This is a genomic window from Leisingera sp. SA32 (assembly GCF_056033425.1).
The window spans coordinates 210827-235090 of record NZ_JBVYHB010000003.1 but is presented as its reverse complement, the minus strand read 5'-3'; the positions used below and the strand labels follow the sequence as shown (position 1 = coordinate 235090).

Sequence of the window (24264 nt, the reverse complement as noted above, 5' to 3'; positions counted from 1 at the left end):
GCTCTTGCATCGCATATGCCCACGGCGATCACAACCGTTGCCGCAGGCGTCGAAAATAGCGGTCGTCGCGCTGACGCAGCACGTAATCGCAGACCTTCCGCGCCAGCTGCGGATGGCCCCGCTCCAGCGCCAGGTTGGCCAGCTCGCGCTGATAGCGCGCAAAATCGTGCCGCCGCCGCAACAGCCGCCGGAACTGCTGCGGGGTCAGACTGCCGCTGATCGCGCCGGTGGCGATGTCCTGCAGGATCCCCATCTGCTGCAACGACGATCCCAGCCGGTGCCCCAGCAACGGACAGCGCCAGAAGGTGACATTGGCACCGGTGAACCGCGCCGCGTGGCCCGCGTCCGGCGCAACGTAAGGGTCAAACATGACATGCACCTCCCCCGCGCCCTGGCTGGCCAGCGCAGCGTCGCCGAAGGGACCAGAGAAATCCCGCTCCCAGACCTTCTTGTAGCGCATCTCCCAGGGTACCAGGCTCTTGTCGAGGGTCGACTGCGGGCTGATCGCAAACACCGTTGATCCCGGCGCCGCCGCCGCATAGGCCGCCGCCGCGTAGCCCCCCATGGAGGCACCGTAGAACACCACCCGGTCGAAACGCTCGAAAAAGCCGCTGTCGCGCAACGCCTCGAATTTGGCGGTGACCTCCGCGTGGCGAAACCAGGTCCAGCCGTTGGCCATCACCCCCAGCATCGACCAGCCCTGCGCCTCGATAAAGCTGAAGCCCCAGGGCCGCCGGTCCTCGCGCTTGGTCATCGCAATATCAAGGTTGTCAAAGGTCACAACCAGCGTGCGCCCCCGCGGCATGAACAAAAAGGAGTGCTCTTCCAGCTCGTCGAAGAACCCCTCGTCCCCTGCCAGTTGTCGCGCCAGCGCCGACCACGCCCCGGAGGGTGGCTGCACCTGCTGCGGTTCCGGCGACAAAACCGCCAGTCCGGTGTGCTCTGCCTGCGGCGCAAGCAGCGTGTTGCAACTGCCATAGGCCTTCAGAAACGGATAGCTACCCGAACCTTTGCGGATCTCGATCACGAGTCGGCTCAGCGGATGCAGGGCTTGGTCCAGCAGCGGTTTCATATTCTGGATCTTGTGGCGCACGCCAAAGCTGTTCAGCGCCAGGATCACGTCATGGCTCTGCTGCGGCTGTGCGCTATCCTGCACTTGGATCGCCTCGTCGTCGACACCGGCGTCAGCCAGCTCTGCCCGCCAGGCGCGCAGGCTGTCGGCATCCGGCGGCACGTACCGCCCCTTGCGGTCGAGGCTCACATAGGTCAGGCGGCAACCATAACGCTGGTGCAACAGGACGCACAGTGCCACCGCCTGACCGTTGACATCGGCCACGCTGCGCACCTCGTCCACGTCCAGCGCCGGTAGCACCGATTTGAAATCCACATGCTCCGCGATCATTACGGCCCTTCACCCTTTCTGCCCGCCCTACGGGGGGGGCCCCCTTGCCGCCGCGCCATCAGCGCGTGACCTGTTGCAGACGACCCTAACCGCAAAGGGTTAAAGCCCTCCCCCGATCAGGTGTCAGCTGCCGCAACCCGTGTCAGCACGGTGGAGTATTTGGCATGTTTCTCCAGCACCTCCACCGCGCCAAAGGCCTTCATCGCACCGATCCCGCCCGACCCTTTGCGGATGTCCAGCACGATACCGCCGCCGGCGGTGATCTGCTTGGAAAACAGCGTCTCATAGGTGCCGACCGGGTAATGGAACCCGCAGGAGGCCAGGCTGATGACCAAATCAACCGGCGCCAGCGCGTCGGCATCCTGCGTCTTGGGGTTGAGCGTGGTGATTTTGTCTGACGGAACGCCGTTCTTTTCTAGGAACGCGCGAGCGGTCTCGAGGCTGGTGTACCCCGCTGCCTCGCCCTGAAAACCGAAGTGGCGGCCATTGCCCTCCTCGATGTCGATCAGCACCAGCTCGCAGCCATAGCGGCGATGCAGCAGCAGACTGGCAAAGGCATAGCCGCAGCCGATGTCGGCAGCGCGTTTGGGCGCGATGTCATCGGTCGCATTCAGGAAAAAGCCGCACTCGCGCTCGGCGATGCGGATCGAGTCCGCCAGGATCTGATCCCGCTGCGCGCGGGCCTCTTGCAGCAACAGCGCCTCATCCCCTGCCATCCAATCCTTGATCGTCTGGCCTGAGGCGGCAAGCTCAGAGCGCTGCAAAAGGATGTTGGCCACGTCCTGGTCGCCGAACATGGAAAAATCCAGCGTTTCCGGGTCAATGGGGGCCATGGTCTCCTCCTCGGCGGCGGGTTCCAGCAGATGACGTGTCGCCTCGGTGTCGATGCCGTGTTTGGTCAGCAGGTCATGCACGTAACTTCCCAGTGCCGGGACGCCGCCGTATTTGGCGGCAATATTGCGGAACCGGCGGCCCCAGAAATGGATCGACAGCGTATCGTCGCGGATAAACCCGCGCGCCTTGTTGGCACGGTTGGGGTTCAACACCACCCCCGCCAGCTTGAACGGCACCGGATAGATCACATGGCCGGGCCGCGACTGCGCCACCTCGCCGGTCTCCTGCAAAAACCACGTCAGCGCGTCCGGTCCCCAGACCCCCCAGGGCAGCAAGGAGACATGCACCCCCTGCCCGGCATCCTTCAACGCCTGCAACTCGGCCTGTTTTTCGGCGCTGTACCAAGGCGGAATGGGGTATTCGTCGCTGGTGAACTTCAGCATCGCCTTCAACGTTTTCGACGTCTTGGGCAGCCGCAGCACACCGTTGTTCACCATTGGCTTGTCGTCGGAGATCCAGCCGTGGAAATGCTTGCCCTTGATCGTCCAGGGCTGGCAGCAATAGGCGTCGGTGTCGGCCCAGATGTAATCGGTCTGGCGCAACATATGCAGCCGGAAGACGTCGGCGTGATAGGCCGAGCTGCCGGTGCGGGCATGGCGGATAATGCGGTCGGCGGGCAGGATTTCGTTGGCGTCGGCGATCTGGACACCCTCGGGCACGCCCTGAACGCTGTCATAGGTGTACAGGATCACCGGGTGGCCATGGTCGACAAAGGATTTCAGGCACAGCTGTTCCAGCCAGCTGAGCTCAGGCCCGACCCAGAGCGACGCTATGGTGGGAAGTCCCATGTTTTCTGCCCCTTGAACGATCCACAACTGGCCAATAGACGTGCGGAAACTTTATGGCGAATTTTAGACCCCGGCCAAAAAACCTGTCAATCGGCGCGCAGGGGCGGCTAATGCGTGGTCTCGCCGCGCTTCACCGTGAACCAGAAATCGCTGCCCGGCGCCTTGTCGGTGATCTCCTCCGGGATCACCTCGGGACCGCTCAGAAACACATTCGCCCCAAAATGCGCATGCAGCCGCGACAGCTTTTGCAGCCGCTCGCTGGTCAGCTCCTGAAACAGTACCAGCATGTCGTCGCGCTGTTTCAGCTCGGCGATCTTCTCGCGGTGCTTGGCGCAGGCGTGCTCATGCGCCGCGGCAATCTCAGCATCGGCCATCAGCCGCGCCAGCTCCGCCTCCAGCGCCGGAATCATCCGCTGGATCGAGCGTTCCTCCTCGGCGTTGTTGTTCATCCGAAACCAATAGGCCAGCCCCTGATCGCGGTCGACATGGTTGACCCGGCCGCGGTCGCGCTTGACCAGAAAGCTCTCGGCGCTGCGCACCGCATAGTGGTTCAGCTGCACCAGGTCATAGCCGTAGGTCGACAGCGACGACCGCCAGCCGTTGCGAAACATCTCCCGCGGCATCGGCTGGCCAGAGCCGTTGACCCAGCGGATGTCCTGCCACAGCTGCGGCTTCAGCCCCTTAGGGCGATGCACCCCCAGCTTCTTGAAAATACCGTCGTTGCGGAACAGCGTCTTGAAGCCCCAGGCCTGATGCGGCTTGCGGGTCACCTCATGGGCACAGCGGGTAAAGTCGCGCAGGATCAGATCGCCGGTGAAGTCACGCTGGTCATTGTTGCCGAACAGCCGCCAGGTCATTGAGATCATGTTGGCATCGCCCACCGCCGCAAACAGATCCTCCAACCGCCCCGCGCCGCATTTGATGTTGATGAACTCATCCACATCCATGCAGACCACCCAGTCGGCGTTCTGAATGAGCGGTTCTTCCTCGGCGGCCTGCAAGGCTGCATGCTGTGGTTTCAGGTCGGTGTTGCGAAACGGGTTTTCGCGGTGCTGCACCAGCCCCTTGTCCTGCAACAGCTGCAACAGAGTGTCGGTGCCATCGGTGCAGTCGTTGGTGTAAATCAGGAAATCATCAACCCCGATCATCCGGTGATAGGCCAGCCATTCCAGAATGAAGGGGCCTTCGTTCTTCATCGTGGTGACGATGGCAGTGCGCCGCCTGCCGCCACTGGGGCGCTGCAGGTGCTCCTGCGGGATGCGCACCGGCTTTGCCGCAAAATACTCCTGCGCCAACGCCAGCAAGGGCGGCGTCTCCACCAGGCTGGTCTTCGGCACGATCGCCGAGATGCTCTCACTCGGGTGTCGCAGCGCCATACAACGGTAGAACAGCGCCACCTCATCCGGCGCGGGCGCAGTGCCCACCACCCGGACCAGCCGCCAGATGCAGTCCTGCGGCGCCTGCGCAGGTGCCAGACACCAGCGCGGTCGCAACGCATCGGAATCGAACTGGGTGCAGATGTGATCGCCAAAACCAGCAGCGCTGCCATGGCGTACCCGCCAAGGGTAGGCCTGCACCCCGCCAAGCCGCACACAGCCCGAAGGCGCGGCAACAGCGCGGTCAAAGACAGTGTCGCCCTCGCCCGGTGCCAGCAGATCGAACAGGTCGATATTGGCCACCGCCCGCGCCTGCCCCAGAAAGCGGGCGCGCAGGATCTCATAGATCAGGAACTCACCCAGCGGCGCGCGCCAGGGATCGGCGGCTGGCACCTCCATACGGTCCTTGCCTGGCGCGCCCGGCACGTTGAACGGGTGCGCCTCCTCCGGCAAGTCCGGCTTGCCCAGGGGCAGCTTGCACTGCACCACCACCACCCGCTGCACCCCGTCGATGCCTTCGACCAGCGGCCGCAAGGCGCGCACGAAGTCGTGGCTGGCCTGTGGTGCAGCCCGGTCCAGAATCACCGCCGCCTGCATGCCATGCTGCTCTGCATGGTACCTCAGCCAGTCGGCCGCAATCTCGGGGGATTCGCCGTTGCGCACCGCCGCCAACACGTTCAACCCGGCCAGCAACTCCAGCTCGGCCACCTGCGGCGACACCTGCCAGGCGGCGTCATCCACCTGCACCGTGACCGGCTGCGCGGCATCCGTCAGCACGGCCTCCAACACCGGCGCGCCGCCAAAGTTGTGCTGCGTCACCTCAGGGGCTGCCCCGCCCCCGGCGGCGGCCAGTTCCAATCCGTCGGCAGCACTGTCCGCGCTGAAGAAGAACCGCGCCGCCGCGGCACCGTTCCGGGGCTGCACCACCGCGTCCAGCAGCGTCGCCCTGCCCAGCGTCAGCGCGCTGAGCTCACGTTCAAGGATCTTGCCGTCGCGGGCGGCGGGGGCCGGGCTGGTCATGCTGCTGTAACACCTCTGAACGGATGGGCCGAACCGCGGTTGCGGCGGGCACACCGTTCATACCGCGCCGCGCCCCGGGCCGGAACCGCCAAGCCCACGCGCCGGGGCCAAAGCCACGGCGCGATTGATATAATGGCAACAACGCCCGCCTGCGCGGTGGGTCATCGGATCAGCCCGCCTCCCGCATCAGCGAATGCAGCGAGTGATTGAGCCCGGTGGCAATCGACACCCGTTTGCCGCCCATCCGCGCCTTGGCGGAGATCACCGACACCAGACGCGGAGGCCGCCCCGGCAGCAGCTGCAACACGGGCGAGCCGGAGGCGCCGAAATCCACCCGACACGACGTCACCATCATGCTCTGGCGCGCAGACAGCACCTGGCAGGCATTCTGGCGGCTGGGCCTGGTCGACTGGTGATAGGTATAGGACAGCACGTCCACCCGGTCGCCGCGCGACGGGGCTGCGGCCAGCGACAGAGGCCGGATGCTCTGCGGGCTGATCGGTCGGTCCAGGCGCAGCACGGCCAGGTCCACGCCGCTCTGGGCCTCTCCGCCGCTGCGGTGATCGTAACCGGGGTGCAACACCGCCTTCACAACCTGCCGCGCGGCCTTGGACTGGCGCCCGATCAGCCCGGCTTCGAACTTGATCCGCCGCGGGTTCACGGCCCGGCCGCTCCGGGGACTGTACAGGCAATGTGCCGCGGTCAGCACCAGATCGGGCGCGATCAGGCTGCCTGTACACATGCTGCGCCCAGAGATATTAAGCCGCCCCACCGCTTCCCAGCCCGGAACGGATTGCACCGGGGCCGCCCGGCCCTCGGCATGGGCCGCACCGCCGGCGACCAACAAGGCGGCTGCGACCGCCATTCCCAAAATACATCTCATCACCCACTCCATTTTTCTTGCTCTCATCGTGGGTGACCGCTGGGGCCGGAATGCGGCTGGCTGCGGTGCCGCGCTGGCAGAAACATGGGGGAAATGTGGCAGGGTTAACAAACTGCTAAACCGCGCCTGCCACAGCGCCCCGATGCTGCCAGACGCCCTTGTTTTCTTAATGCATCGCGATGTTTTTAATAAAAACACCTGAAAAGGCAGCGAAAATCCGACTGGCTTCGTTAAAGGAATACCTGCCGATTTCCTCTGCATTCCCGGTGATTTTGCTCTGTGGCGGTAACTTCGCGGCGCAAATGCGGCAAAAACGCGCCCGAGTCGCAGCTGCCTGGCACCGCCTGAAGTTGCAGCCGCCGCCCAATTGTTTAACGCCACCCACGCCACCCGACGTCCCGGCGCAGCCGCCCTGCATGGCGCGGCAGACGCACATGAAAAAGCCCCGGCGCGGCGGCCGGGGCTTGGTGTCCGTAACGATCTGCAAGCGTCAGCCGGCCGCGGTGCAGGTGGGCACCCCCCCGGCCGACGCAGGCGTGCCCTATGCTTCAGGCGCTCTCTTCTTCCAGGTGCAGTTTCATATCCAGCAGCACCTGCTGCAACAAAACGGTTTCGCGCAACAGGCGCTTGGCTTCGTTCACGGTGATAATGCCATCCGCGATCGCCTCCTGGTATTCGCTCATCAACTGGGCAAATCGCTGGCTCAACGCGATCACGTCGGCGTTCACCCCGCCACTGCGGCCAGTCTCTTCTGCGCTGCCGTTGCCGTTATAGGACAGGGTGATGTTCTTCAGATCCGCCAGCGCCGAGGTCACATGCGGATAAGAGGCCGCACCTTCCAGCCTGGCCACCGCGTCCACCGGCATGAACCGGTCCGCATGTTCCGCATTCTCAGAGTAATAGCGCCCCACAGTCGCCTTGGACTTGCCGGTGATCTGACAGGCAGCTTCGATGCCCACATCTTTCACCAGCGCCTCAGTGTGCTTTTTCAAATACGTCCCAATCTCAGCCATAAAAATCCTACCTGGCACGGTCGCGGCCCCCCAAAGGGGAACTCGGCGGTTAATTTCCCATTACCAAGTTGTAGAGGAATTGCGATACCTAATCCATCCCTCAGGTTTTCAGGGATTTAGCGAGTGGCATGGTGCAGACGCACCTGTTGTTCGGTGCGATGTGGGATGGGTGAGTGACATTCTGCAACCAGGGCAATTGTTCTGCCCGGAACTGTGCCTACCGGGGCAATTGACGATGGCACCTACAGGGGTTTTGTTCCACCCCGCCGCGTCAGCCCCGGCGGGCCTTCCGACCCCGGCCAGAAGCCAGCGCCAGCCCGCCACAGTCTGCTGCCAAATTCGCGATCCGGCCCAAGTTTTGGTTTTCCCCATCCGCCGCCGCGGGTAAACCCACGCCATGGCCAAGCTCTATTTCCACTACTCCACCATGAACGCGGGCAAGTCGACGGTGCTGCTGCAGGCCTCGCACAACTACCGCGAAAACAACATGGACACCTACCTGCTGACCGCCCGACTGGATGACCGGGCCGGCGCCGGCAGAATCGCCTCCCGCATCGGAATCGGCCAGGAAGCCGACACCTTCGCCGAGGGTGACGACCTCTTCGTGCGCATCGAACAGCGGCTGGCGCAGGGACCGGTGGCGGCGGTCTTTGTCGACGAGGCCCAGTTCCTCTCTCCCGCGCAGGTCTGGCAGCTGGCTTGCGTGGTCGATGACCTGCGGGTGCCGGTGCTGGCCTATGGGCTGCGGGTGGATTTCCAGGGCAAGCTGTTTCCCGGCTCCGCTACGCTGCTGGCGCTGGCCGATGAGATGCGCGAGGTGCGCACCATCTGCCATTGCGGCAAGAAGGCCACCATGGTGGTGCGACAGGACGATGAGGGCCGGGTGCTCACCGACGGCAACCAGGTCCAGATCGGCGGCAATGAAACCTATGTCTCTCTGTGCCGCCGCCACTGGCGCCAGGCGATGGCGGCGGACTAGACGTCTGCCGACCCGGGAACCCGGACCGGCCGTTTTGTGTTATACTTGGGCAACCGACACGTCCAAAGGAGGCCCACATGCCCGTCCGCGATCCACTTGCCGGCAGGCTGCGCTTTCACATAGCCAGCCTGGCAGGGGCCTGCATCGCAGGTACACTGATCATCGCCGCGTTCACATTGGGCTTTTATTCATGGCAATCCATTGCCGTGTGCGTCGCCATCGCCGCGCTTGCATCCTGGCCCGCCGGTGTCTGGATGACCCGCAAGATCAAGCGGGACGATCCAGCTTGGGATGAACGCCGCGACTAGCCCAAAGACGTCTGAGCGGACCGCTCAGACGCGGTTTGGCGGCACCGCGCCCGCCGCAAAGGCCGCGACGTTGTCCAGCGCCATATGGCCCATGGCGCTGCGCACCTCCTCGGTGGCGGTGCCCAGATGCGGCAGCAAGGTGACGTTGTCGAGATCACGCAGCGCTTGTGGCACCTCTGGCTCGAACTCATAGACATCCAGCCCCGCACCGCCGATCCGGCGCTGCTGCAGCGCGGCGATCAGCGCCGCCTCGTCCACCACCTCGCCGCGCGCAATATTGATCAGATGCGCATGGCCCGGCATCGCCGCCAGCACCTGCGCATCAATCAGATGCCGGGTCTCGGCGCCGCCGGGCACTGCCACCACTAGGAGATCGACCGCCGCCGCGAGGGCCGCGAGGCTGTCGGCGCGCGCAGCCGGAAACTCCAGCGTCTTGTCCGACCGCGCCACATAAGACACCGACATGCCAAAGCCAAAATGACAGCGCCGGGCAATCGCCTGGCCGATGCGCCCCATGCCGACAATGCCCACGTGTTTACCGGTCATGTGCAGCCCCAAGAGCTGGGTCGGATGCCAGCCCTGCCAGCCACCGCCGCGCACCAGCCGCTCCCCTTCCGAGGCACGGCGGGCCGACATCAGCATCAGCGTCATCGCCACATCCGCGGTGGCATCGGTCACGGCGCCGGGCGTGTTGGTCACCTCGACTCCTGCCGCCCGCGCGGCCTCGGCGTCGATATGGTTATAGCCAACACCGAAATTGGCCAGCAGTTTGCACCGCGGCGTGCCCGCTTTGGCAAAGATCTCCGCCGAGAACAGATCGCCCAGCGTCGGCACCACCGCGTCAAACTCGGCCAGCGCACGCAGCATGTCCGCCTCGCGCATGACCTCGGTGCTGTGACGGATCTCCACGTCAGCAAACGCCTCGCGCGCCCGCGCTTCAACAGAGGCCGTCATCGGCCGTGTAATCAACAGCTTCATCTCAATGCATCCTTCCGCCCAGCGGCACCTTGCCATCCGGCCCGGCCAGATAAATTTCACCCTCCGCATCGGGCAGGCCCAGCACCAGCACTTCCGACATGAACTTGCCGATCTGGCGCGGCGGGAAGTTCACCACCGCCAGCACCTGCTTGCCCAGCAAAGCCTCCGGCGTGTAATGCGCGGTGATCTGGGCCGAGCTTTTCTTGACGCCCAGCTCCCCCCCGAAATCCACCCACAACTTGATCGCGGGCTTGCGCGCCTCCGGGTAGGGTTCCGCACGCACGATCTCGCCCACGCGGATGTCGACCTTCATGAAATCATCAAAGGAAATCTCAGCCACGCGACAGCTCCCGCGAGCGGTCCGCCGCCGCCGCAACCGCGCGCTTCAGCAGCGCCGGGAAACCGTCGGCCTCGTCCATCAGCACCTCCAGTGCCGCCTGGGTGGTGCCATTGGGGCTGGTCACATTGACACGCAGCTGGCCGGGGTCTTCCTCCGCAGCCTCTGCCAGCGCACCGGCGCCCGCAACGGTGGCTTTGGCCAGCTTCATCGCCATCTCAGCGGGCAACCCCTGCGCCACGCCGGCCTCCGCCAGGGTTTCGATCAGGTGAAACACATAGGCCGGACCCGAGCCGCTGACGCCTGTCACCGCATCCATCTGGCTCTCGCTCTCCAGCTGTACGGTCTGCCCCACCGCTTGCAACAGCCCTTCGGCGCGTTGCAGATCCCTGGGGCCGGCATGGGCGTTGCCGATCAGCGCGGTGATACCACGGCCAACGGCGGCAGGTGTATTGGGCATCGCCCGCACGATCGGGGTCTCAGCCCCCAGGATGTTCTGAAATGTCGCGATAGAGGTGCCCGCCGCCACCGAGATGAACAGCGTCTGACCATTGCCATAGCTTTGCAGGGTGGGCAGCGCCTCGCCCATCATCTGCGGCTTCACGGCGATCAGCACGATGCCCGGTGCGGCTGGCAGTTCTCCATTGATGTGAACACCGGTGCCTTGCAGCCAGTCCGACGGGTTGGGGTCGACCACCCAGACCGCACTGGCAGGCAAACCGCCCTCCAGCCACCCGGCCAGCATTGCCGAGCCCATCTTGCCGCAGCCCAGCAGCACCAGCCCCCGCGCGGCAATCTCAGTCATGTCCATGGTGTAACCCCTCCCCTTGATTGTCAGGTTCGGGGCTAGGTTTACGCCCGCCCGTAGGCCTCTGCAATGGCGACCTGCAAGGCATCCGCCGGCTTGCGCTTGCCCCAGACCGCCAGCTGGATTGCCGGGTAATAGCGCTCGGCATTGGCCACCGCCGCCGTCAACATGGCATCAATCTGCTGCGGGCTCGGCATCTGGCCGCCCGCCAGCATCAGACCATATCGGAACAGCATCAGCTTGTGATCGGCCCAATAGGTAAAGCCGCCCTCCCAGCACTGGTCGTTCATGCAGTTGATCAGCTCATAAAGCCGCGGCAGCTCCGCCTCTGGCGGCTCCATCTCATAGCTGCACACCAGCCGCAGGCATTCCTCATAGCCGGACCAGGCGAGGGTCAGCGAATAGGTGCGCCACTGGCCTTCGACCGACATGGCGATCTGGTCGTCCCCGACCCGGTCGAAATCCCAATCGTGATGCGAAGCCAGGTGTTCGACGATGTCGATGGGATGGACGTCCTCTTCCAGCTGAAGCTCGGATAGTGCCATGTTTCCACCTCTCTTGATCCCTGACCCTGACGGGCGTGGCAGCGCCCCCTGCGGCCAGTTTTTATATTGAGGCTCGGGGAGGCATCCCCGCTCCCTACTAGATATGGTGGTTCGGAATGAGAGTTCTGGCAACCCTTTATTTGGGGGATAACTGCAATAACTTGTGGATGAACTATCCACAGCCCCCTAGATGCCGGCCAGAACTGGGAAATGCTAGCGCGGATCGCCGCCCATATCTTGCGCCTTACCCTAGGACAGCGCCCCGCTGACGGCGCCGGGCACGGAAAAACCCGCTACAGCCTGCGCCGCAGCGGGTTGATGGCAATCCGTAACGTCCGGCCCATGGGGCCTTGTCGGCTCCGGCAGCGTCGGCGACGCCAGGGGTCAGCTCTTGTCAGAGGCCTCCAGCGCGTCCAGCCGGGCCTTCAGCGCCGCGTTTTCCTCACGTGCCTTCTGCGCCATGGCGCGCACCGCGTCGAACTCCTCGCGGGTGACGAAGTCGCGGTCGGCCAGCCAGCGATCCAGCATGCCTTTCATCGCGGTTTCCGCCTCGTCCTTGGCGCCCTGGGCCACGCCCATCGCATTGGTCATCAGCTGGGAAATGTCGTCCAGGATCTTGTTGCGGCTCTGCATCGTCTTCTCCGTGACAGGGTTGCACCTTATATGGGCAACCATCGGCGCGGCTGCAAGCCGTTGACTTCCCCAACCGCACAAAGGCATTCATCCCGCATGCAGGCCCTGATCCCCTTCCCCGACCTCTCGCCCGAGATCTTTTCAATCTCCCTCGGCTCCTTCGAGTTCGCGCTGCGATGGTATGCGCTGGCCTATATCGTCGGGATCGTCATCGCCTGGCGGCTGGCAGTGGCCGCCCTGCGCCGCCCCGGCCTGTGGCCCGCCCAGCAGCCCCCGATGAAGCCCGAACAGGTCGAGGATCTGCTGACCTGGGTCATCCTCGGCGTGATCCTTGGCGGTCGGCTCGGCTCGGTGCTGTTCTACAACCCCGGCTATTACGTGCAGAACCCGGTGGAGATCCTGCAAATCTGGAAGGGCGGCATGGCCTTTCACGGCGGGCTGCTCGGCGTGGTGCTGGCCGCCTGGATCTACGCCGCCCGCCACAGGATTCCGCGCCTGCAAATGGCCGATCTGGTGGCCCATGTGGTGGCCCCCGGCCTGCTGTTGGGGCGGCTTGCCAATTTCATCAACGCCGAGCTTTGGGGCCGTCCCACCGATCTGCCCTGGGGCGTCGCCTTTCCCGGTCGGCTGGCCCAAGACTGCGGCCAGGCGCTGGGGCAGCTCTGCGCCCGCCACCCCTCGCAGCTCTATGAGGCCGCGCTGGAGGGTCTGATCCTCGGCACGCTGCTGCTGTATATGGTCTGGCGCCGCAATGCCCTGCACGCGCCGGGGCGCATCTTGGGCATGTTTCTGGCGGGCTATGGCCTCGCCCGGTTCGCGGTGGAGTTTGTCCGCCAGCCCGATGCCCAGTTCGTCACCCCCGGCAACCCGCTGGGCCTGGCCTGGCATATCGACGGCATTGGCCTCACCCAGGGCCAGGCGCTGTCGCTGCCGATGATTGCCATCGGCCTGTTCTTCCTGTTGCGTGCACGCCAACCGGAGCCCCGCACCGCATGAGCCTGACCGATCATCTCAGCGCCCGCATCCGGGCAGAGGGACCGATGTCGGTCGCCGACTACATGGCTGATTGCCTGCTGCATCCGCGCTTTGGCTACTACACCACTCGCGACCCGCTGGGGGCCAAGGGCGATTTCACCACCGCGCCGGAAATCAGCCAAATGTTCGGTGAACTGCTGGGCCTCGCACTGGCGCAAAGCTGGCTGGATCAGGGGGCGCCCGCGGCCTTCACCCTGGCTGAGCTTGGCCCCGGTCGCGGCACCCTGATGACAGATCTGCTGCGCGCCACCCGCGCCGTGCCCGGCTTTCACGCCGCAATGCAGCTGCACCTGGTGGAGGCCTCGCCAACCCTGCGAAAGGCACAGGCCGACGCGCTGGCGGGCTATGCCCCGCAATGGCACGACCATGTCGACGCCCTGCCCGAGCAGCCGCTGTTCCTGATCGCCAATGAATTCTTCGACGCTCTGCCCATTCGCCAGTTTCTCCGCAGCGGGAATGGCTGGTGCGAGCGCCGCATCGGCCTGTCCGACAGCGGCGCGCTGGCCTTTGGGCTGGGCGCCGCCACGCCGCAACCTGCGCTGACGGATCGGTTGGCGGACACGCAGGACGGCGATCTGGTCGAACTCTGCGAAGCCGCCGCCCCGATCACCGCCGCCATCGCGCGCCGAATCGCCAGCCACGGCGGCACGGCGCTGATTGTGGACTACGGCGATTGGCGGGCGCTGGGGGACACGCTGCAAGCCCTGCGCGCCCATGCCCCCGCCGAGGTGCTGGCAGATCCCGGCACCGCCGATCTGACCGCGCATGTGGATTTCGAAGTGCTGGCGATGGCTGCAAAAACCGCAGGTTGCGCCCACACACGCCTCACCCCGCAGGGCGTGTTCCTCGAGCGGCTCGGCATCACCGACCGGGCGTGCACACTGGCGGCCCCGCTCAGCGGTGAGGCGCTGGAGTCTCTGATCGCCGCACATCGGCGGTTGACGCACCCCTCGGAAATGGGAAACCTGTTCAAGATTATCGGCCTCTATCCGCCGCAGGCCGCACCGCCGCCAGGACTGAACCCATGACACTGGAAATTCTCACCTCTGATCTTCTTGGCCCGGTCCGCCACGGGTTCTTCACCCGTCGCGGTGGCGCCTCTTCCGGGGTGTTTCAGGGGCTGAACTGCGGTCTCGGGTCTACGGACCAGCGCGAGGCGGTGCATATCAACCGCGCCCGCGTCGCCGCCGCGATGGAGGTCGCGCCCGAAAACCTCTGCGCGGTGAACCAGGTCCACAGCGCCGATGTGCATGTGGTGACCGACGCCTCGGACGTGCGACCGCGGGCAGATGCGATGGTCACCGATACGCCGGGCCTGGCGCTGTCGATCCTGACCGCCGATTGCCAGCCGGTGCTGTTTTCCGACCCGCAGGCCGGCGTCATCGGTGCCGCCCACGCCGGCTGGCGCGGCACCCTCGACGGGGTGCTGGAGGCGACACTTGCGGCCATGGAAACACTCGGAGCGCAGCGCGAAAACACCGCTGCGGTCATTGGCCCCAGCATCTCGCAACGCGCCTATGAGGTCGGCCCGGAATTCTTTGACGATTTCATGTCCCGCGATGCGGGCTTTGCCCGCTTCTTTGCCAATGGCGCGGGCGGCCGCTACCAGTTCGACCTGCCCGGCCTAGGGCTGCACAAGCTGCGCGCGGCCGGTGTCGGCGCCGCCGAATGGACCCGCCACTGCACCTACGCCGACCCGGCCCGGTTCTATTCCTACCGCCGCGCCACCCACGCCAAGGAGGCCGACTATGGCCGCCTGATCGCCTGCATCCGGCTGTAGCGCGCAACCCCTAACCCGCGTTAACCATGTCAAATGTGGCCAAAGCTGAAAACTTCCGCCGCATTTCCCTGGCCCGCGCCCAAACGCCCAGCAAGCGGCTGAGATTTTACAATGTGAAATCAGCCCATTGACGACCTGACGCACAATGCGGTCGCAGGCGGCGGCGCTGTACGGCGGCTGGTGAAAAATGCCCTCGGCAGGCCATATTCGCGGCGCAAAGATTACCCATAAAGAGGTCAGACCAGACGTAATCGCAGCGCTGCCGCTGCCGGGCCACGGAGCTGACCATGAAGAGGAACACGCGTTTCATTGCCGCGATCCTGCGCGCTGCCGAACGCGAAGAGACCGCGCCACTGCCCTGGTCCGCCGCAGCCCGGCGGGCGCGGCAGACCGCAGGGCGCAAAACGGGTTAACGCCGGGGACGGGTGCCCCGGTGGCGGTTTTCCAACGGCGCTGTTGCGCCAGCGGAACAAACCGTCGCCGGGGCATCTGACCGGCGCTGAAACCTTCGCGCCGCAGCGCGCGTTACCGCAATTGAAAAAGGGTTTTGGCCAATCGGCCTTTTGCCCGACCGAATTTGAAAACCACGATTTACCCCGTCCCGCGCATCGGTGGGGGCCGATGCCGAGGACCATTCGCCTGAGGAGAGTCCTGCACGCCATGAGCATTCCGCATTCCTTGCAACAAGCTGCTGCCAACGCGGCTGAGGCCACCGCATTCCTGCAAGACCCTGCCGCATTGCGCGCCCATGGCAAGCCGCAGCTGCGCCGGTTCGAGGTCGCCTGCCTGCTGCCCGATGGCGGCATTGCCGAAACCCGCCACATCGCCCCGGCGCTGCCGCTGTTCGAGGAGGCCTTCGCCGCCTTTTCCCGTGGCTCGCAGGTGGAAACCACCGAAGGGCCGATCGCGGTCGAGGATCTGCTGCCCGGCGACCATCTGCTGACCCGCGACGGCGAGCCACAGACCCTGCTGTGGATCGGCCATACAAATCTGCTGCCCGGCCGCCCCGGCAGCAAAGGGCGCAGCCACCCGCTGACCAGCTTCATGGCCGACAGCATGGGATTGCAGAAACCCAGCTCCAGCCTGGTGGTCGGCCCGGCGGCCCGGCTGCTGCGCAGCACCGCCGGCGGCAGCCCGCTGCTAACCCCGGCGACCGAGCTTTGCGACGGGATGAACATCTTTGAAACGGCGCCGCCGACACCTGTGGACATGTACCACCTCTGCCTGCGGCGCCACGCGGTGATTACTGTCGGCGGACTGGAGTTTGAAACCTATCACCCCGGCACGGAGGCGCTGAAGCTGGCCAGTCATCCGATCAAGACATTGTTCTTGAACATGTTCCTGCACGCCGACAGCATCCGCGACTTTGGCCCGCTGGCGCATCCACGCGCCGACAAGGGCAACCGCAGCGGCTCTGCCATCCTGTAACGGCCGGTTGCACGGATCGCCCCCGACCGGTCAGCACCGGTCGGGGGCAGGGATATCTGCGGAACGGATCTCGGATCGCCCGGCGGTACCGCCGGAAGGCTCAGGCCTCGCGGGCCAGCCGCTCCTCCAGCACCTCAAACGGCACGCCCGGCTCATCCTTGGCGCCGCGGATCACCAGCGAGGTCTTGACGCTGGCCACATTAGGCGTGGTCAGAAGGTCGCTGGTCAGGAAGCTCTGAAAGGTCGACAGATCGGGCGAGACGCACTTCAGGATGAAATCCACCTCGCCGTTCAGCATGTGGCACTCCCGCACCAGCGGCCAGCTGCGGCATTTCTCCTCAAAGGCGCTCAGCTCCGCCTCGGCCTGGCTCTCCAGCCCGACCATGGCGAACACCTGAACCTCGAACCCCAGCTCACGCGCGTTCACATCGGCGTGGTAGCCATGGATCAGCCCCGCCTCCTCCAGCGCGCGCACCCGGCGCAGACAGGGCGGCGCGGAAATGCCGACCCGCTTGGCCAACTCCACGTTGGTCATCCGCCCATCTGCCTGTAGTTCCGACAGAATCTTGCGATCAATCGGATCGAGACGGGTTGTGACCATGGGGGAGACTCCTCTCAGCGTTTGCGTTTCTTATAGCACCGCCACAGGGCTGCGCAATTATCTTTCATCGGCGCGCAATAATCTTTGCCTGCCCAAGGTACAAGCGGCAATTGCAGCCCGGGCCGCGCGCCCCTGCGGCCCGCCCCGGCTGTCTGGGGGGTTTAAGCCTGCGATGGCGGGCGCTATATGCTTTGCCTGACGGCGGCCAGCCCGCCATGCTGCATTACGTGGGGAACACACATGAGCGAGACGCGCCACACCAAGGTCCTGATCATCGGCTCCGGGCCTGCGGGCTATACTGCGGGGGTCTATGCCGCCCGTGCCATGCTGGAACCGATCCTGGTCCAGGGGATCGAGCCCGGCGGCCAGCTGACCACCACCACCGAGGTCGAAAACTGGCCCGGCGACACCGAGGTGCAGGGCCCCGACCTGATGGTGCGCATGCAAGAGCACGCAGCGGCGATGGGCACCGAGATCATCGGCGACTACATCACCTCGCTCGACACCGCCCAGCGCCCGTTTGTGGCCAAGGGCGACAGCGGCACCACCTACACCGCGGATGCGGTGATCCTGGCCACCGGCGCACGCGCCAAATGGTTGGGGCTGGAGAGCGAAGAGAAGTTCAAGGGCTTCGGCGTCTCGGCCTGCGCCACCTGTGACGGCTTCTTCTACCGCGGTCAGGAAATCGTGGTGATCGGCGGCGGCAACACCGCCGTGGAAGAGGCGCTGTTCCTCACCAACTTCGCCTCCAAGGTGACCCTGATCCACCGCCGCGACGAGCTGCGCGCCGAGAAGATCCTGGAGAACCGCCTGCTGAAGAACCCCAAGATCGAAACCCTGTGGTTCCACACGCTGGAAGAGGTCGTCGGCACCGACAACCCGCTGGGGGTCGAGGGCGTGGTGGTCAAGAACGTGCAGACTGGCGAGCTGAAAGAGATCCCCTGCAAGGGCGTCTTTGTCGCCATCGGCCACGCCCCCGCGACCGAGCTGGTCAAGGACGTGCTGGAGCTGCACAACGGCGGCTACGTCAAGGTAAAGCCCGGCACCACCGAGACCTCTATCCCCGGCATCTTTGCCGCGGGCGACTTGACCGACCACAAGTATCGCCAGGCGGTGACCTCGGCCGGCATGGGCTGCATGGCAGCGCTGGACGCCGAACGCTTCCTGGCCGAAAAGGACGACTGACATACCGGCTCCCCCGCTGCCCGCCAGCGGGGGAGCCACTCCCTCCCGGCTTCGCGCCAGTAGTCGAATGCCGAGCCCGGTCACCTTGGAAATCCCCTGGCCTGAGCGGGCTTTAACCCCGCCTTAGCAGCACCTGCGGCACAACAGTGGCAAGCAACCACGTCCTGCCCGGGGGCCTCATGGCCATTCGCACGTTTCACGCCTATCCGGTCAACGCCTTGACCGTCGCCGCCAGCTCCCCCCAGCTGACGGCACGCAGCCCTGTGCGCGGCAACCCCCAGACACCCGACGGCACCGTTTTCGAATTTGACGCCAGCCAGCCCGCGCAGCAGATCCGCCTGCACGACAGCGCCGGACGCGCCAGCAGTTTCGAATCCGGCCTGACCGGCGGCCAGCACGTGATCGAGGGCGGCACACTGGTGCCCGCAGGCAGCGCCGTTTCCGCCCAATCCCTGATGCACCTGCAACAGCTTAACGCCGATGGCGACACCTTCGGCCCGGTCATCACCGTCAGCCTCTATGGCCGCGACACGGACGGCTCCGACATCCCCTGGGGCTTTGCCAGCACCGCCCCGCTGATGCACGGCGGCCGTTACGAGAAGCTGACGGGCAGCAACTACGGCAGTGGCGAGCGGCCCCGCTTTGTGCCCTGTTTCGTAACCGGCACCCGCATCGCCACCCAAACGGGCCTGCGGCCGGTGGAACGTCTGCGCCCCGGTGATCTGGTGCTGACCCGCGACAATGGCTATCAGCCCCTGCTATGGGTGGGCCTGCGCCAGGTGGGGGCGGACTGGATACGGCGCTGCCCGCACCTGCAACCGGTGCGCATTGCCGCGCACGCCTTTGGCCCCGGCTGCCCCGCGCGCGACCTTTGGGTGTCGCCGCAGCACCGGCTGCTGCTGGACGGCCCCGACTGCCAGATGCTGTTCGGCGAACCCGAAGCGCTGGCCGCCGCCAACCATCTGCTGTCGCAGGAGCGGATCAGCCGCCAACCGGTCCCCGCCACCACCTATGTGCATCTGCTGTTTGCTCAGCACCAACTGGTGCTGTCCGACGGCCTGTGGAGCGAGAGCTTCCAGCCCGGCGCGCGGCTCTTGGCCGACGGCGGCGCCGCCACCCGGCGCGAAATTCTGGAACTGTTTCCCGATCTGGCCCGCGTCGGCGGCGCCGGCTACCCGGCGGCGCGGATGCTGCTGAAACCGCAGGAAAGCCAGCTTCTGCATAGCCTGACCACCCGCCCACCGTCCACACCGCCAGCCTGAACGCCGCCTTGACCCCCGCGGCACCGCCCGGCACCCTGCCCTCCAATGGCAGCGCGATGGGGGACCCGGCTTGGCGAGCGCACTCTGGCAGGGCAATTGGATCAGCCGCACCCGGATCGTCACAGGTCTGGTGCTGTTCACATACGCCTTTTTCCACTTCATCAACATCGGCCTGGGGCTATTGTCGCCAGACTGGATGGCGCAGTTCCAAGACATCCGCAGGCTGGTCAGCCGCAGCCCTCTGGGCAGTCTGATCCTCTATGCCGCGCTGATCCTGCATGCGGGATTGGCGCTTTGGGACCTGGCCCGGCGGCACAGCCTGTCGATGCGCCGGGGCCAGGCGCTGCAAACCGTGCTGGGTCTCATGATCCCGCTACAGCTGCTCAGCCATCTGGTCTACACCCGCTACGCGCATGAGATCCACGACACCAAGGATGCAATGCCCTATGTCATCGTGCTTATGTGGAACTCGCCCGAGGTCTGGCAGCAGTCGGCGCTGCTGCTGGCGGTCTGGATCCACGGCTGCATCGGGCTGCACTACTGGCTGCGCCTGACCCGCTGGTGGCGACCGATGATCCCCTGGATGGCGGGGCTGGCAGTGTTTGTCCCCGGTTTTGCCCTTGCCGGGCTGCTGACAGAGGGGCGCCGCATCTATGGCCTGTTTGTCGAGGGCAGCCAGCGCGCCGCCCTAATGGCGGACTTTAACTGGCCCAGCCGCGACGCCTTTGCCCAGATGCTGAGGGTCGAGACCACCTGGCTGGCACTGTTCTGGCTGCTGCTGGGCCTCAGCGCCGCCACCTTCCTGCTGCGCAGGCTGCTGCGGCGGCGGCGCGCGGTGCGCATCCGCTATGTCCACGGCCCGGAAATCCGCGGTGGCCGCGGCATGACCCTGCTGGAGATGTCACGCGCCAACGGGGTGGCCCATACCGCCCTCTGTGGCGGCAAGGGGCGTTGCACCACCTGCCGCGTGGTGGTCGAAGACGGCGCCGATCAGCTGCCGCCGCCCGATGCCACAGAGGCCCGCAGCCTGGCGCGGGTCGACGCCCCCGCGAACATGCGGCTGGCCTGCCAGATCCGCCCCCAGGCGCCGCTGACGGTCGCCCGCGTATTTCGCCCCGATGGCCGTCCCGGCCGCGCCCACGCCAGCCAGGGCAGCGAACAGCAGCTGGCGATCCTGTTTCTCGACATGCGCGGCTTCACCGCCCGCACCGAGGGCCAGCTGCCCTATGATGTGGTGTTCCTGCTGAACCGCTTCTTCGACGCCATCGTGCCCGCCATCACCGGGGCCGGCGGCACCGTCGACAAATACCTCGGCGATGGGCTTCTGGCGGTGTTCAAGGCCCCCGGCCCGCACCCCTCGGCCCAGGCCGCGCTAGAGGCCGCCACCGCCATCGGTACCGCGTTGGAACGCTTCAACGCCCAGCTCGCCTCCGAGGGCGAAGGCCCGGTGCGCATCGGCATCGGCCTGCATCTGGGAGAGCTGGTCCTCGGCGAAATCGGCAGCGCCTCCCATGCCCCGACCACCATCATCGGCGACAGCGTCAACACCGCCAGCCGCCTGGAGGCACAGACCAAACCCTTGCAGGTGGAGCTGCTGGTCTCGGCCCAGCTGCTGGCGGCGGCGGGCTATGCGCCGGAGCGGTTCGCCCTGCAACAGATGCGCCTGCGCGGGGTCAGTGATTCGCTGGCGGCGCTGCCGGTGCAGCAGGCCGCCGCCCTGCCCCGGATCTTGGCCGCGGCCCGTTAACGCACCAAAAAAATCTTTGTGCTGGCGCGCGCCCCTGGCGTCGCGCCAGCGCCACTTCCGTCCCACGATCTCAGCCCCGGGCAGAATATTTTCCCACTGGCCGGGCTGCGCTGCGTTGCAGCCATGCAACGCGGCGGGAAATCGCCGAATGCGGGCAATTTCCCCTTTGCTCCGGCAGTATTCCATGCAAGAGCGTTCACCCGTGAACACACATTAACAGAGCTGCCGCCCGTGCCGATCCTTGAAACCCCATCCACCCCGGAAGAGGAAGACCTGCTCTTTCGACTGCTGCGCCAGCTGGATGCGGCGCCGGATGCGCCGCAGCGGGCCACCGCCGCGGCGCTGGGGATTTCGCTGGGACGGTTGAACACGCAGCTGCGCACCGCCGCCGAGGCCGGGCTGATCACCGTCTCCCACCGCCCCGGCCCGGATAAACGGCAGCGGTTTGCCTATACGCTCACCACCCGCGGCGCGACTGAAAAACTGCGGCTCACCGACCGTTTCCTCTCCCGCAAGCTCGCTGAATACTATGCGCTGCACGCGGAACTCACCGGCACCGCCAGCGGCCTGCCCCCCCTCAAGCACAGGACCCATCCAATGCAAAGCAACCTGGCTCCCATCCCTGAGCTCTATGTCTCCTACGAAAGCGCGCAGAAGCTGAAAGTCGAAGCCGCCGATCTGGTCAGCTGGGACCTGACCCCGCGCCAGATCTGCGACCTGGAACTGTTGATGAACGGCGGCTTCAACCCGCTCAACGGCTTCCTGACCGAGGAAGACTACAACGGCGTGGTCGAAAACATGCGCCTGGCGGACGGCTCCCTGTGGCCGATGCCGATCAACCTCGATGTGTCCGAAGACTTCGCGTCCAAGCTGGAAGTGGGCCAGGACATCGCGCTGCGCGACCAGGAAGGCGTGATCCTCGCAACCATGACCGTCACCGACAACTGGGTGCCGAACAAGGCCCGCGAGGCCGAGAAGGTCTTTGGTGCCGATGACGACGCGCACCCGGCGGTAAACTACCTGCACAACCAGGCGGGCAAGGTCTATCTGGGCGGTCCGGTCACCGGCATCCAGCAGCCGGTCCACTATGATTTCCGCGGCCGTCGCGACACCCCGAACGAGCTGCGCGCGCTGTTCCGCAAGCTGGGCTGGCGCAAGGTCGTGGCCTTCCAGACCCGCAACCCGCTGCACCGCGCCCACCAGGAGCTGACCTTCCGCGCCGCGCGCGAAGCCGAGGCCAACCTGCTGATCCACCCGGTTGTCGGCATGACCAAGCCGGGCGACGTCGACCACTTCACCCGCGTGCGCTGCTACGAGGCGGTTCTGGACAAGTACCCGGCCGCCACCACCTCCATGAGCCTGCTGAACCTGGCAATGCGCATGGCCGGCCCGCGTGAGGCTGTCTGGCACGGTCTGATCCGCGCCAACCACGGCTGCACCCACTTCATCGTTGGCCGCGACCACGCAGGCCCCGGCAAGAACTCTGCCGGTGAAGATTTCTACGGCCCCTATGACGCGCAGGAGCTGTTCCGCGCCCATGAGGAAGAAATCGGCATCAAGATGGTCGACTTCAAGCACATGGTCTATGTGCAGGAACGCGCCCAGTACGAGCCCGCCGACGAGATCGAGGACAAGGACAACGTCACCATCCTCAACATCTCCGGCACCGAACTGCGCCGCCGTCTGGCCGAAGGTCTGGAAATCCCCGAGTGGTTCTCCTTCCCCGAGGTGGTCAAGGAACTGCGCCGCACCAAGCCGCCGCGCTCCAAGCAAGGGTTCACCGTGTTCTTCACCGGTTTCTCCGGCTCCGGCAAATCCACCATCGCCAACGCGCTGATGGTCAAGCTGATGGAAATGGGCGGTCGTCCGGTGACCCTGCTGGATGGCGACATCGTGCGCAAGAACCTCAGCTCCGAGCTGGGCTTCTCGAAAGAGCACCGTGACCTCAACATCCGCCGCATCGGTTACGTGGCGAGCGAGATCACCAAGAACGGCGGCATCGCCATCTGTGCCCCGATCGCGCCCTATGCCACCACCCGTCGCGCCGTGCGCGAGGACGTGGAACAGTTCGGTGCCTTCCTCGAAGTGCATGTCGCCACCTCGATCGAGGAATGCGAGCGCCGTGACCGCAAGGGCCTGTACAAGCTGGCCCGCGAAGGCAAGATCAAGGAGTTCACCGGCATTTCCGACCCCTACGACGTGCCGGAAAACCCGGAACTGCGGGTCGAGACCGAAGGCACAGACGTGGACAACTGCGCCCACCAGGTGCTGCTGAAGCTGGAAAGCATGGGTCTGATCTCCGGCTGAGCCTGAACCAGACCACCAACACCATACCACACCGTTCCGCCCCTTTGGGCGGAACGGATTGCCGTCTGTCCCGCTTTTGCGGTAGGTCTGCCCCTTGCAGGCAAGCTGTTGGGGGGCAAAGCATGAAGCTGGCGACGTTATGGATTTCCGGGCGCATCCACAATCTGGGTGCGCTTTGCCTTGCGTCCTGGCTGGATCACGGGTTCGAGGTCGACCTTTATCATCTTGGCCCTCTGGAGAACGTGCCCCCCGGTGTGACCCTGCGCCCGGCCGAGGACATTCTGCCCGCCAGCCTGATCCCGCGCCTCAAGCCTCTGCGATGTGCCGAACGCGCCGAAATCCAGAGCATCGTCTCCTATTCGGACCTGTTCCGCATGAAACTGATGGAGCTGGGCCGCGGGCTGTGGCTGGACTGCGACGTGCTGCTGTTCCGCCCGTTCGACGTGGATCCGCAAAAGCCGTTCTTCGCCTGGGAGGACCGTCAGCGCATCGGCGCTTCGGTGTTCTATCTGCCGCCGGAGGCAGAGATGATCCGCGATTACAACCGGGTCTATGACCACCCGGATCTAATGCCGCACTGGTTGGGCTTTCGCAGGCGGGTGCTGAAGCCCGCGCTGTGGCGGCTGCAGGGCAAGCCGTTCTCGCCCCGCGATCTGGGCATCACCATCTATGGCAACGATGCCTTTTCCCGACTGATCAAGAAACACCGGCTGACCGGCCACGCCCTTGGCACCAAGCCGTTTTATTGTTGGAACGGCAATGAGACCACGCGTTTCTTCGACCCCGGTGCGCAGTGGCGGCTGGAAGAGGACGCGGAGATCACCGGGCTGCATGTCCACTACAAGACCCGCCCGAACCACCGTCCGGCACCGGACAGCCTGTATGGGCGGATGCTGGCCCGCCACGCCGCGCGGTTGCCTGCGGACATGGCCTGGCAGGCCTGACGCAACGCGCC

General features: G+C 65.4%; 23 protein-coding genes. 12 read left to right on the top strand and 11 right to left on the bottom strand.

Features of this window, described 5'->3' with window-relative positions:
* Positions 1-28: 28 nt before the first annotated feature.
* From AC0IPL_RS06220 to AC0IPL_RS06200, 5 genes are all read right to left on the bottom strand, one after another.
* Positions 29-1402, bottom strand: a complete 1374-nt coding sequence (locus tag AC0IPL_RS06220; protein ID WP_474272830.1) for a hypothetical protein — start codon at positions 1400-1402, stop codon at positions 29-31.
* 116 nt (positions 1403-1518) lie between these two features.
* The gene (locus AC0IPL_RS06215; protein ID WP_474272828.1) at positions 1519-3084 is read right to left on the bottom strand and encodes a class I SAM-dependent methyltransferase; all 1566 of its coding nucleotides are present in this window, start codon (positions 3082-3084) and stop codon (positions 1519-1521) included.
* A 107-nt stretch (positions 3085-3191) separates the two neighbouring features.
* A complete protein-coding gene (locus tag AC0IPL_RS06210) occupies positions 3192-5480 on the bottom strand; it encodes a glycosyltransferase family 2 protein (RefSeq protein WP_474272826.1) in 2289 nt (762 codons plus the stop codon).
* 169 nt (positions 5481-5649) lie between these two features.
* A complete protein-coding gene (locus tag AC0IPL_RS06205; RefSeq protein ID WP_474272825.1) occupies positions 5650-6363 on the bottom strand; it encodes a trypsin-like serine peptidase in 714 nt (237 codons plus the stop codon).
* A 548-nt stretch (positions 6364-6911) separates the two neighbouring features.
* The gene (locus AC0IPL_RS06200) at positions 6912-7376 is read right to left on the bottom strand and encodes a hypothetical protein (protein WP_474272824.1); all 465 of its coding nucleotides are present in this window, start codon (positions 7374-7376) and stop codon (positions 6912-6914) included.
* Between the two features lie 397 nt (positions 7377-7773).
* On the opposite strand from AC0IPL_RS06200, the gene AC0IPL_RS06195 reads away from it, so the two are divergent.
* Positions 7774-8355, top strand: a complete 582-nt coding sequence (locus AC0IPL_RS06195; protein ID WP_474272822.1) for a thymidine kinase — start codon at positions 7774-7776, stop codon at positions 8353-8355.
* A 77-nt stretch (positions 8356-8432) separates the two neighbouring features.
* Positions 8433-8663 (top strand): hypothetical protein, encoded by a 231-nt coding sequence (locus AC0IPL_RS06190; protein WP_474272819.1) that lies wholly within the window; start codon positions 8433-8435, stop codon positions 8661-8663.
* A 24-nt stretch (positions 8664-8687) separates the two neighbouring features.
* On the opposite strand, the gene AC0IPL_RS06185 is transcribed toward AC0IPL_RS06190, so the two are convergent.
* From AC0IPL_RS06185 to AC0IPL_RS06165, 5 genes are all read right to left on the bottom strand, one after another.
* Positions 8688-9641: a 2-hydroxyacid dehydrogenase gene (locus tag AC0IPL_RS06185; protein WP_474272817.1), complete on the bottom strand. Its 954-nt coding sequence runs from the start codon at positions 9639-9641 to the stop codon at positions 8688-8690.
* Position 9642: 1 nt separating this feature from the next.
* A complete protein-coding gene (locus AC0IPL_RS06180; RefSeq protein WP_474272815.1) occupies positions 9643-9981 on the bottom strand; it encodes a tRNA-binding protein in 339 nt (112 codons plus the stop codon).
* The gene (gene proC, locus AC0IPL_RS06175) at positions 9974-10789 is read right to left on the bottom strand and encodes a pyrroline-5-carboxylate reductase (RefSeq protein WP_474272813.1); all 816 of its coding nucleotides are present in this window, start codon (positions 10787-10789) and stop codon (positions 9974-9976) included. The genes AC0IPL_RS06180 and proC overlap by 8 nt, the downstream gene beginning before the upstream one ends.
* Before the next feature lie 41 nt (positions 10790-10830).
* On the bottom strand, positions 10831-11331 hold the full coding sequence (locus AC0IPL_RS06170; RefSeq protein ID WP_474272811.1) for a type III secretion system chaperone family protein: 501 nt from the start codon (positions 11329-11331) through the stop codon (positions 10831-10833).
* A gap of 384 nt (positions 11332-11715) precedes the next feature.
* Positions 11716-11964, bottom strand: a complete 249-nt coding sequence (locus AC0IPL_RS06165; RefSeq protein ID WP_474272809.1) for an accessory factor UbiK family protein — start codon at positions 11962-11964, stop codon at positions 11716-11718.
* A gap of 96 nt (positions 11965-12060) precedes the next feature.
* On the opposite strand from AC0IPL_RS06165, the gene lgt reads away from it, so the two are divergent.
* From lgt to AC0IPL_RS06140, 5 genes are all read left to right on the top strand, one after another.
* Entirely contained in the window at positions 12061-12960 is a 900-nt protein-coding gene (gene lgt / locus AC0IPL_RS06160) for a prolipoprotein diacylglyceryl transferase (protein WP_474272808.1), read from the top strand.
* Positions 12957-14027: a class I SAM-dependent methyltransferase gene (locus AC0IPL_RS06155; RefSeq protein ID WP_474272807.1), complete on the top strand. Its 1071-nt coding sequence runs from the start codon at positions 12957-12959 to the stop codon at positions 14025-14027. Before lgt ends, AC0IPL_RS06155 begins: the two co-directional genes overlap by 4 nt.
* The gene (pgeF, locus tag AC0IPL_RS06150; RefSeq protein WP_474272806.1) at positions 14024-14779 is read left to right on the top strand and encodes a peptidoglycan editing factor PgeF; all 756 of its coding nucleotides are present in this window, start codon (positions 14024-14026) and stop codon (positions 14777-14779) included. Before AC0IPL_RS06155 ends, pgeF begins: the two co-directional genes overlap by 4 nt.
* Positions 14780-15066: 287 nt before the next feature.
* A complete protein-coding gene (locus tag AC0IPL_RS06145) occupies positions 15067-15192 on the top strand; it encodes a hypothetical protein (protein WP_474272805.1) in 126 nt (41 codons plus the stop codon).
* Positions 15193-15439: 247 nt separating this feature from the next.
* A complete protein-coding gene (locus AC0IPL_RS06140; protein WP_474272803.1) occupies positions 15440-16207 on the top strand; it encodes a Hint domain-containing protein in 768 nt (255 codons plus the stop codon).
* Between the two features lie 100 nt (positions 16208-16307).
* Here AC0IPL_RS06140 and AC0IPL_RS06135 read toward each other — a convergent pair whose 3' ends face one another.
* Entirely contained in the window at positions 16308-16808 is a 501-nt protein-coding gene (locus AC0IPL_RS06135; protein ID WP_474272802.1) for an Lrp/AsnC family transcriptional regulator, read from the bottom strand.
* 240 nt (positions 16809-17048) lie between these two features.
* Here AC0IPL_RS06135 and trxB point away from each other — a divergent pair, with 240 nt between their 5' ends.
* The 5 genes from trxB (at position 17049) to AC0IPL_RS06110 (ending at position 24253) form a co-directional block, all read left to right on the top strand.
* Positions 17049-17993, top strand: a complete 945-nt coding sequence (trxB, locus tag AC0IPL_RS06130) for a thioredoxin-disulfide reductase (protein ID WP_474272801.1) — start codon at positions 17049-17051, stop codon at positions 17991-17993.
* 179 nt (positions 17994-18172) lie between these two features.
* On the top strand, positions 18173-19255 hold the full coding sequence (locus AC0IPL_RS06125) for a Hint domain-containing protein (RefSeq protein WP_474272800.1): 1083 nt from the start codon (positions 18173-18175) through the stop codon (positions 19253-19255).
* Between the two features lie 70 nt (positions 19256-19325).
* Positions 19326-21002, top strand: a complete 1677-nt coding sequence (locus tag AC0IPL_RS06120) for an adenylate/guanylate cyclase domain-containing protein (protein ID WP_474272799.1) — start codon at positions 19326-19328, stop codon at positions 21000-21002.
* A gap of 237 nt (positions 21003-21239) precedes the next feature.
* On the top strand, positions 21240-23309 hold the full coding sequence (locus tag AC0IPL_RS06115; RefSeq protein WP_474273195.1) for a bifunctional sulfate adenylyltransferase/adenylylsulfate kinase: 2070 nt from the start codon (positions 21240-21242) through the stop codon (positions 23307-23309).
* A 122-nt stretch (positions 23310-23431) separates the two neighbouring features.
* Positions 23432-24253 (top strand): hypothetical protein, encoded by an 822-nt coding sequence (locus tag AC0IPL_RS06110; protein WP_474272798.1) that lies wholly within the window; start codon positions 23432-23434, stop codon positions 24251-24253.
* Positions 24254-24264 lie beyond the last annotated feature (11 nt).

Excerpts from the sequence above, each read along its gene's own strand:
- AC0IPL_RS06220 (WP_474272830.1), bottom strand. The coding sequence starts at position 1,402 with ATGATCGCGGAGCATGTGGATTTCAAATCGGTGCTACCGGCGCTGGAC.
- AC0IPL_RS06215 (WP_474272828.1), bottom strand. The coding sequence starts at position 3,084 with ATGGGACTTCCCACCATAGCGTCGCTCTGGGTCGGGCCTGAGCTCAGC.
- AC0IPL_RS06210 (WP_474272826.1), bottom strand. The coding sequence starts at position 5,480 with ATGACCAGCCCGGCCCCCGCCGCCCGCGACGGCAAGATCCTTGAACGT.
- AC0IPL_RS06205 (WP_474272825.1), bottom strand. The coding sequence starts at position 6,363 with ATGAGATGTATTTTGGGAATGGCGGTCGCAGCCGCCTTGTTGGTCGCC.
- AC0IPL_RS06200 (WP_474272824.1), bottom strand. The coding sequence starts at position 7,376 with ATGGCTGAGATTGGGACGTATTTGAAAAAGCACACTGAGGCGCTGGTG.
- AC0IPL_RS06195 (WP_474272822.1), top strand. The coding sequence starts at position 7,774 with ATGGCCAAGCTCTATTTCCACTACTCCACCATGAACGCGGGCAAGTCG.
- AC0IPL_RS06190 (WP_474272819.1), top strand. The coding sequence starts at position 8,433 with ATGCCCGTCCGCGATCCACTTGCCGGCAGGCTGCGCTTTCACATAGCC.
- AC0IPL_RS06185 (WP_474272817.1), bottom strand. The coding sequence starts at position 9,641 with ATGAAGCTGTTGATTACACGGCCGATGACGGCCTCTGTTGAAGCGCGG.
- proC (WP_474272813.1), bottom strand. The coding sequence starts at position 10,789 with ATGGACATGACTGAGATTGCCGCGCGGGGGCTGGTGCTGCTGGGCTGC.
- AC0IPL_RS06170 (WP_474272811.1), bottom strand. The coding sequence starts at position 11,331 with ATGGCACTATCCGAGCTTCAGCTGGAAGAGGACGTCCATCCCATCGAC.
- AC0IPL_RS06165 (WP_474272809.1), bottom strand. The coding sequence starts at position 11,964 with ATGCAGAGCCGCAACAAGATCCTGGACGACATTTCCCAGCTGATGACC.
- lgt (WP_474272808.1), top strand. The coding sequence starts at position 12,061 with ATGCAGGCCCTGATCCCCTTCCCCGACCTCTCGCCCGAGATCTTTTCA.
- AC0IPL_RS06155 (WP_474272807.1), top strand. The coding sequence starts at position 12,957 with ATGAGCCTGACCGATCATCTCAGCGCCCGCATCCGGGCAGAGGGACCG.
- pgeF (WP_474272806.1), top strand. The coding sequence starts at position 14,024 with ATGACACTGGAAATTCTCACCTCTGATCTTCTTGGCCCGGTCCGCCAC.
- AC0IPL_RS06145 (WP_474272805.1), top strand. The coding sequence starts at position 15,067 with ATGAAGAGGAACACGCGTTTCATTGCCGCGATCCTGCGCGCTGCCGAA.
- AC0IPL_RS06140 (WP_474272803.1), top strand. The coding sequence starts at position 15,440 with ATGAGCATTCCGCATTCCTTGCAACAAGCTGCTGCCAACGCGGCTGAG.
- AC0IPL_RS06135 (WP_474272802.1), bottom strand. The coding sequence starts at position 16,808 with ATGGTCACAACCCGTCTCGATCCGATTGATCGCAAGATTCTGTCGGAA.
- trxB (WP_474272801.1), top strand. The coding sequence starts at position 17,049 with ATGAGCGAGACGCGCCACACCAAGGTCCTGATCATCGGCTCCGGGCCT.
- AC0IPL_RS06125 (WP_474272800.1), top strand. The coding sequence starts at position 18,173 with ATGGCCATTCGCACGTTTCACGCCTATCCGGTCAACGCCTTGACCGTC.
- AC0IPL_RS06110 (WP_474272798.1), top strand. The coding sequence starts at position 23,432 with ATGAAGCTGGCGACGTTATGGATTTCCGGGCGCATCCACAATCTGGGT.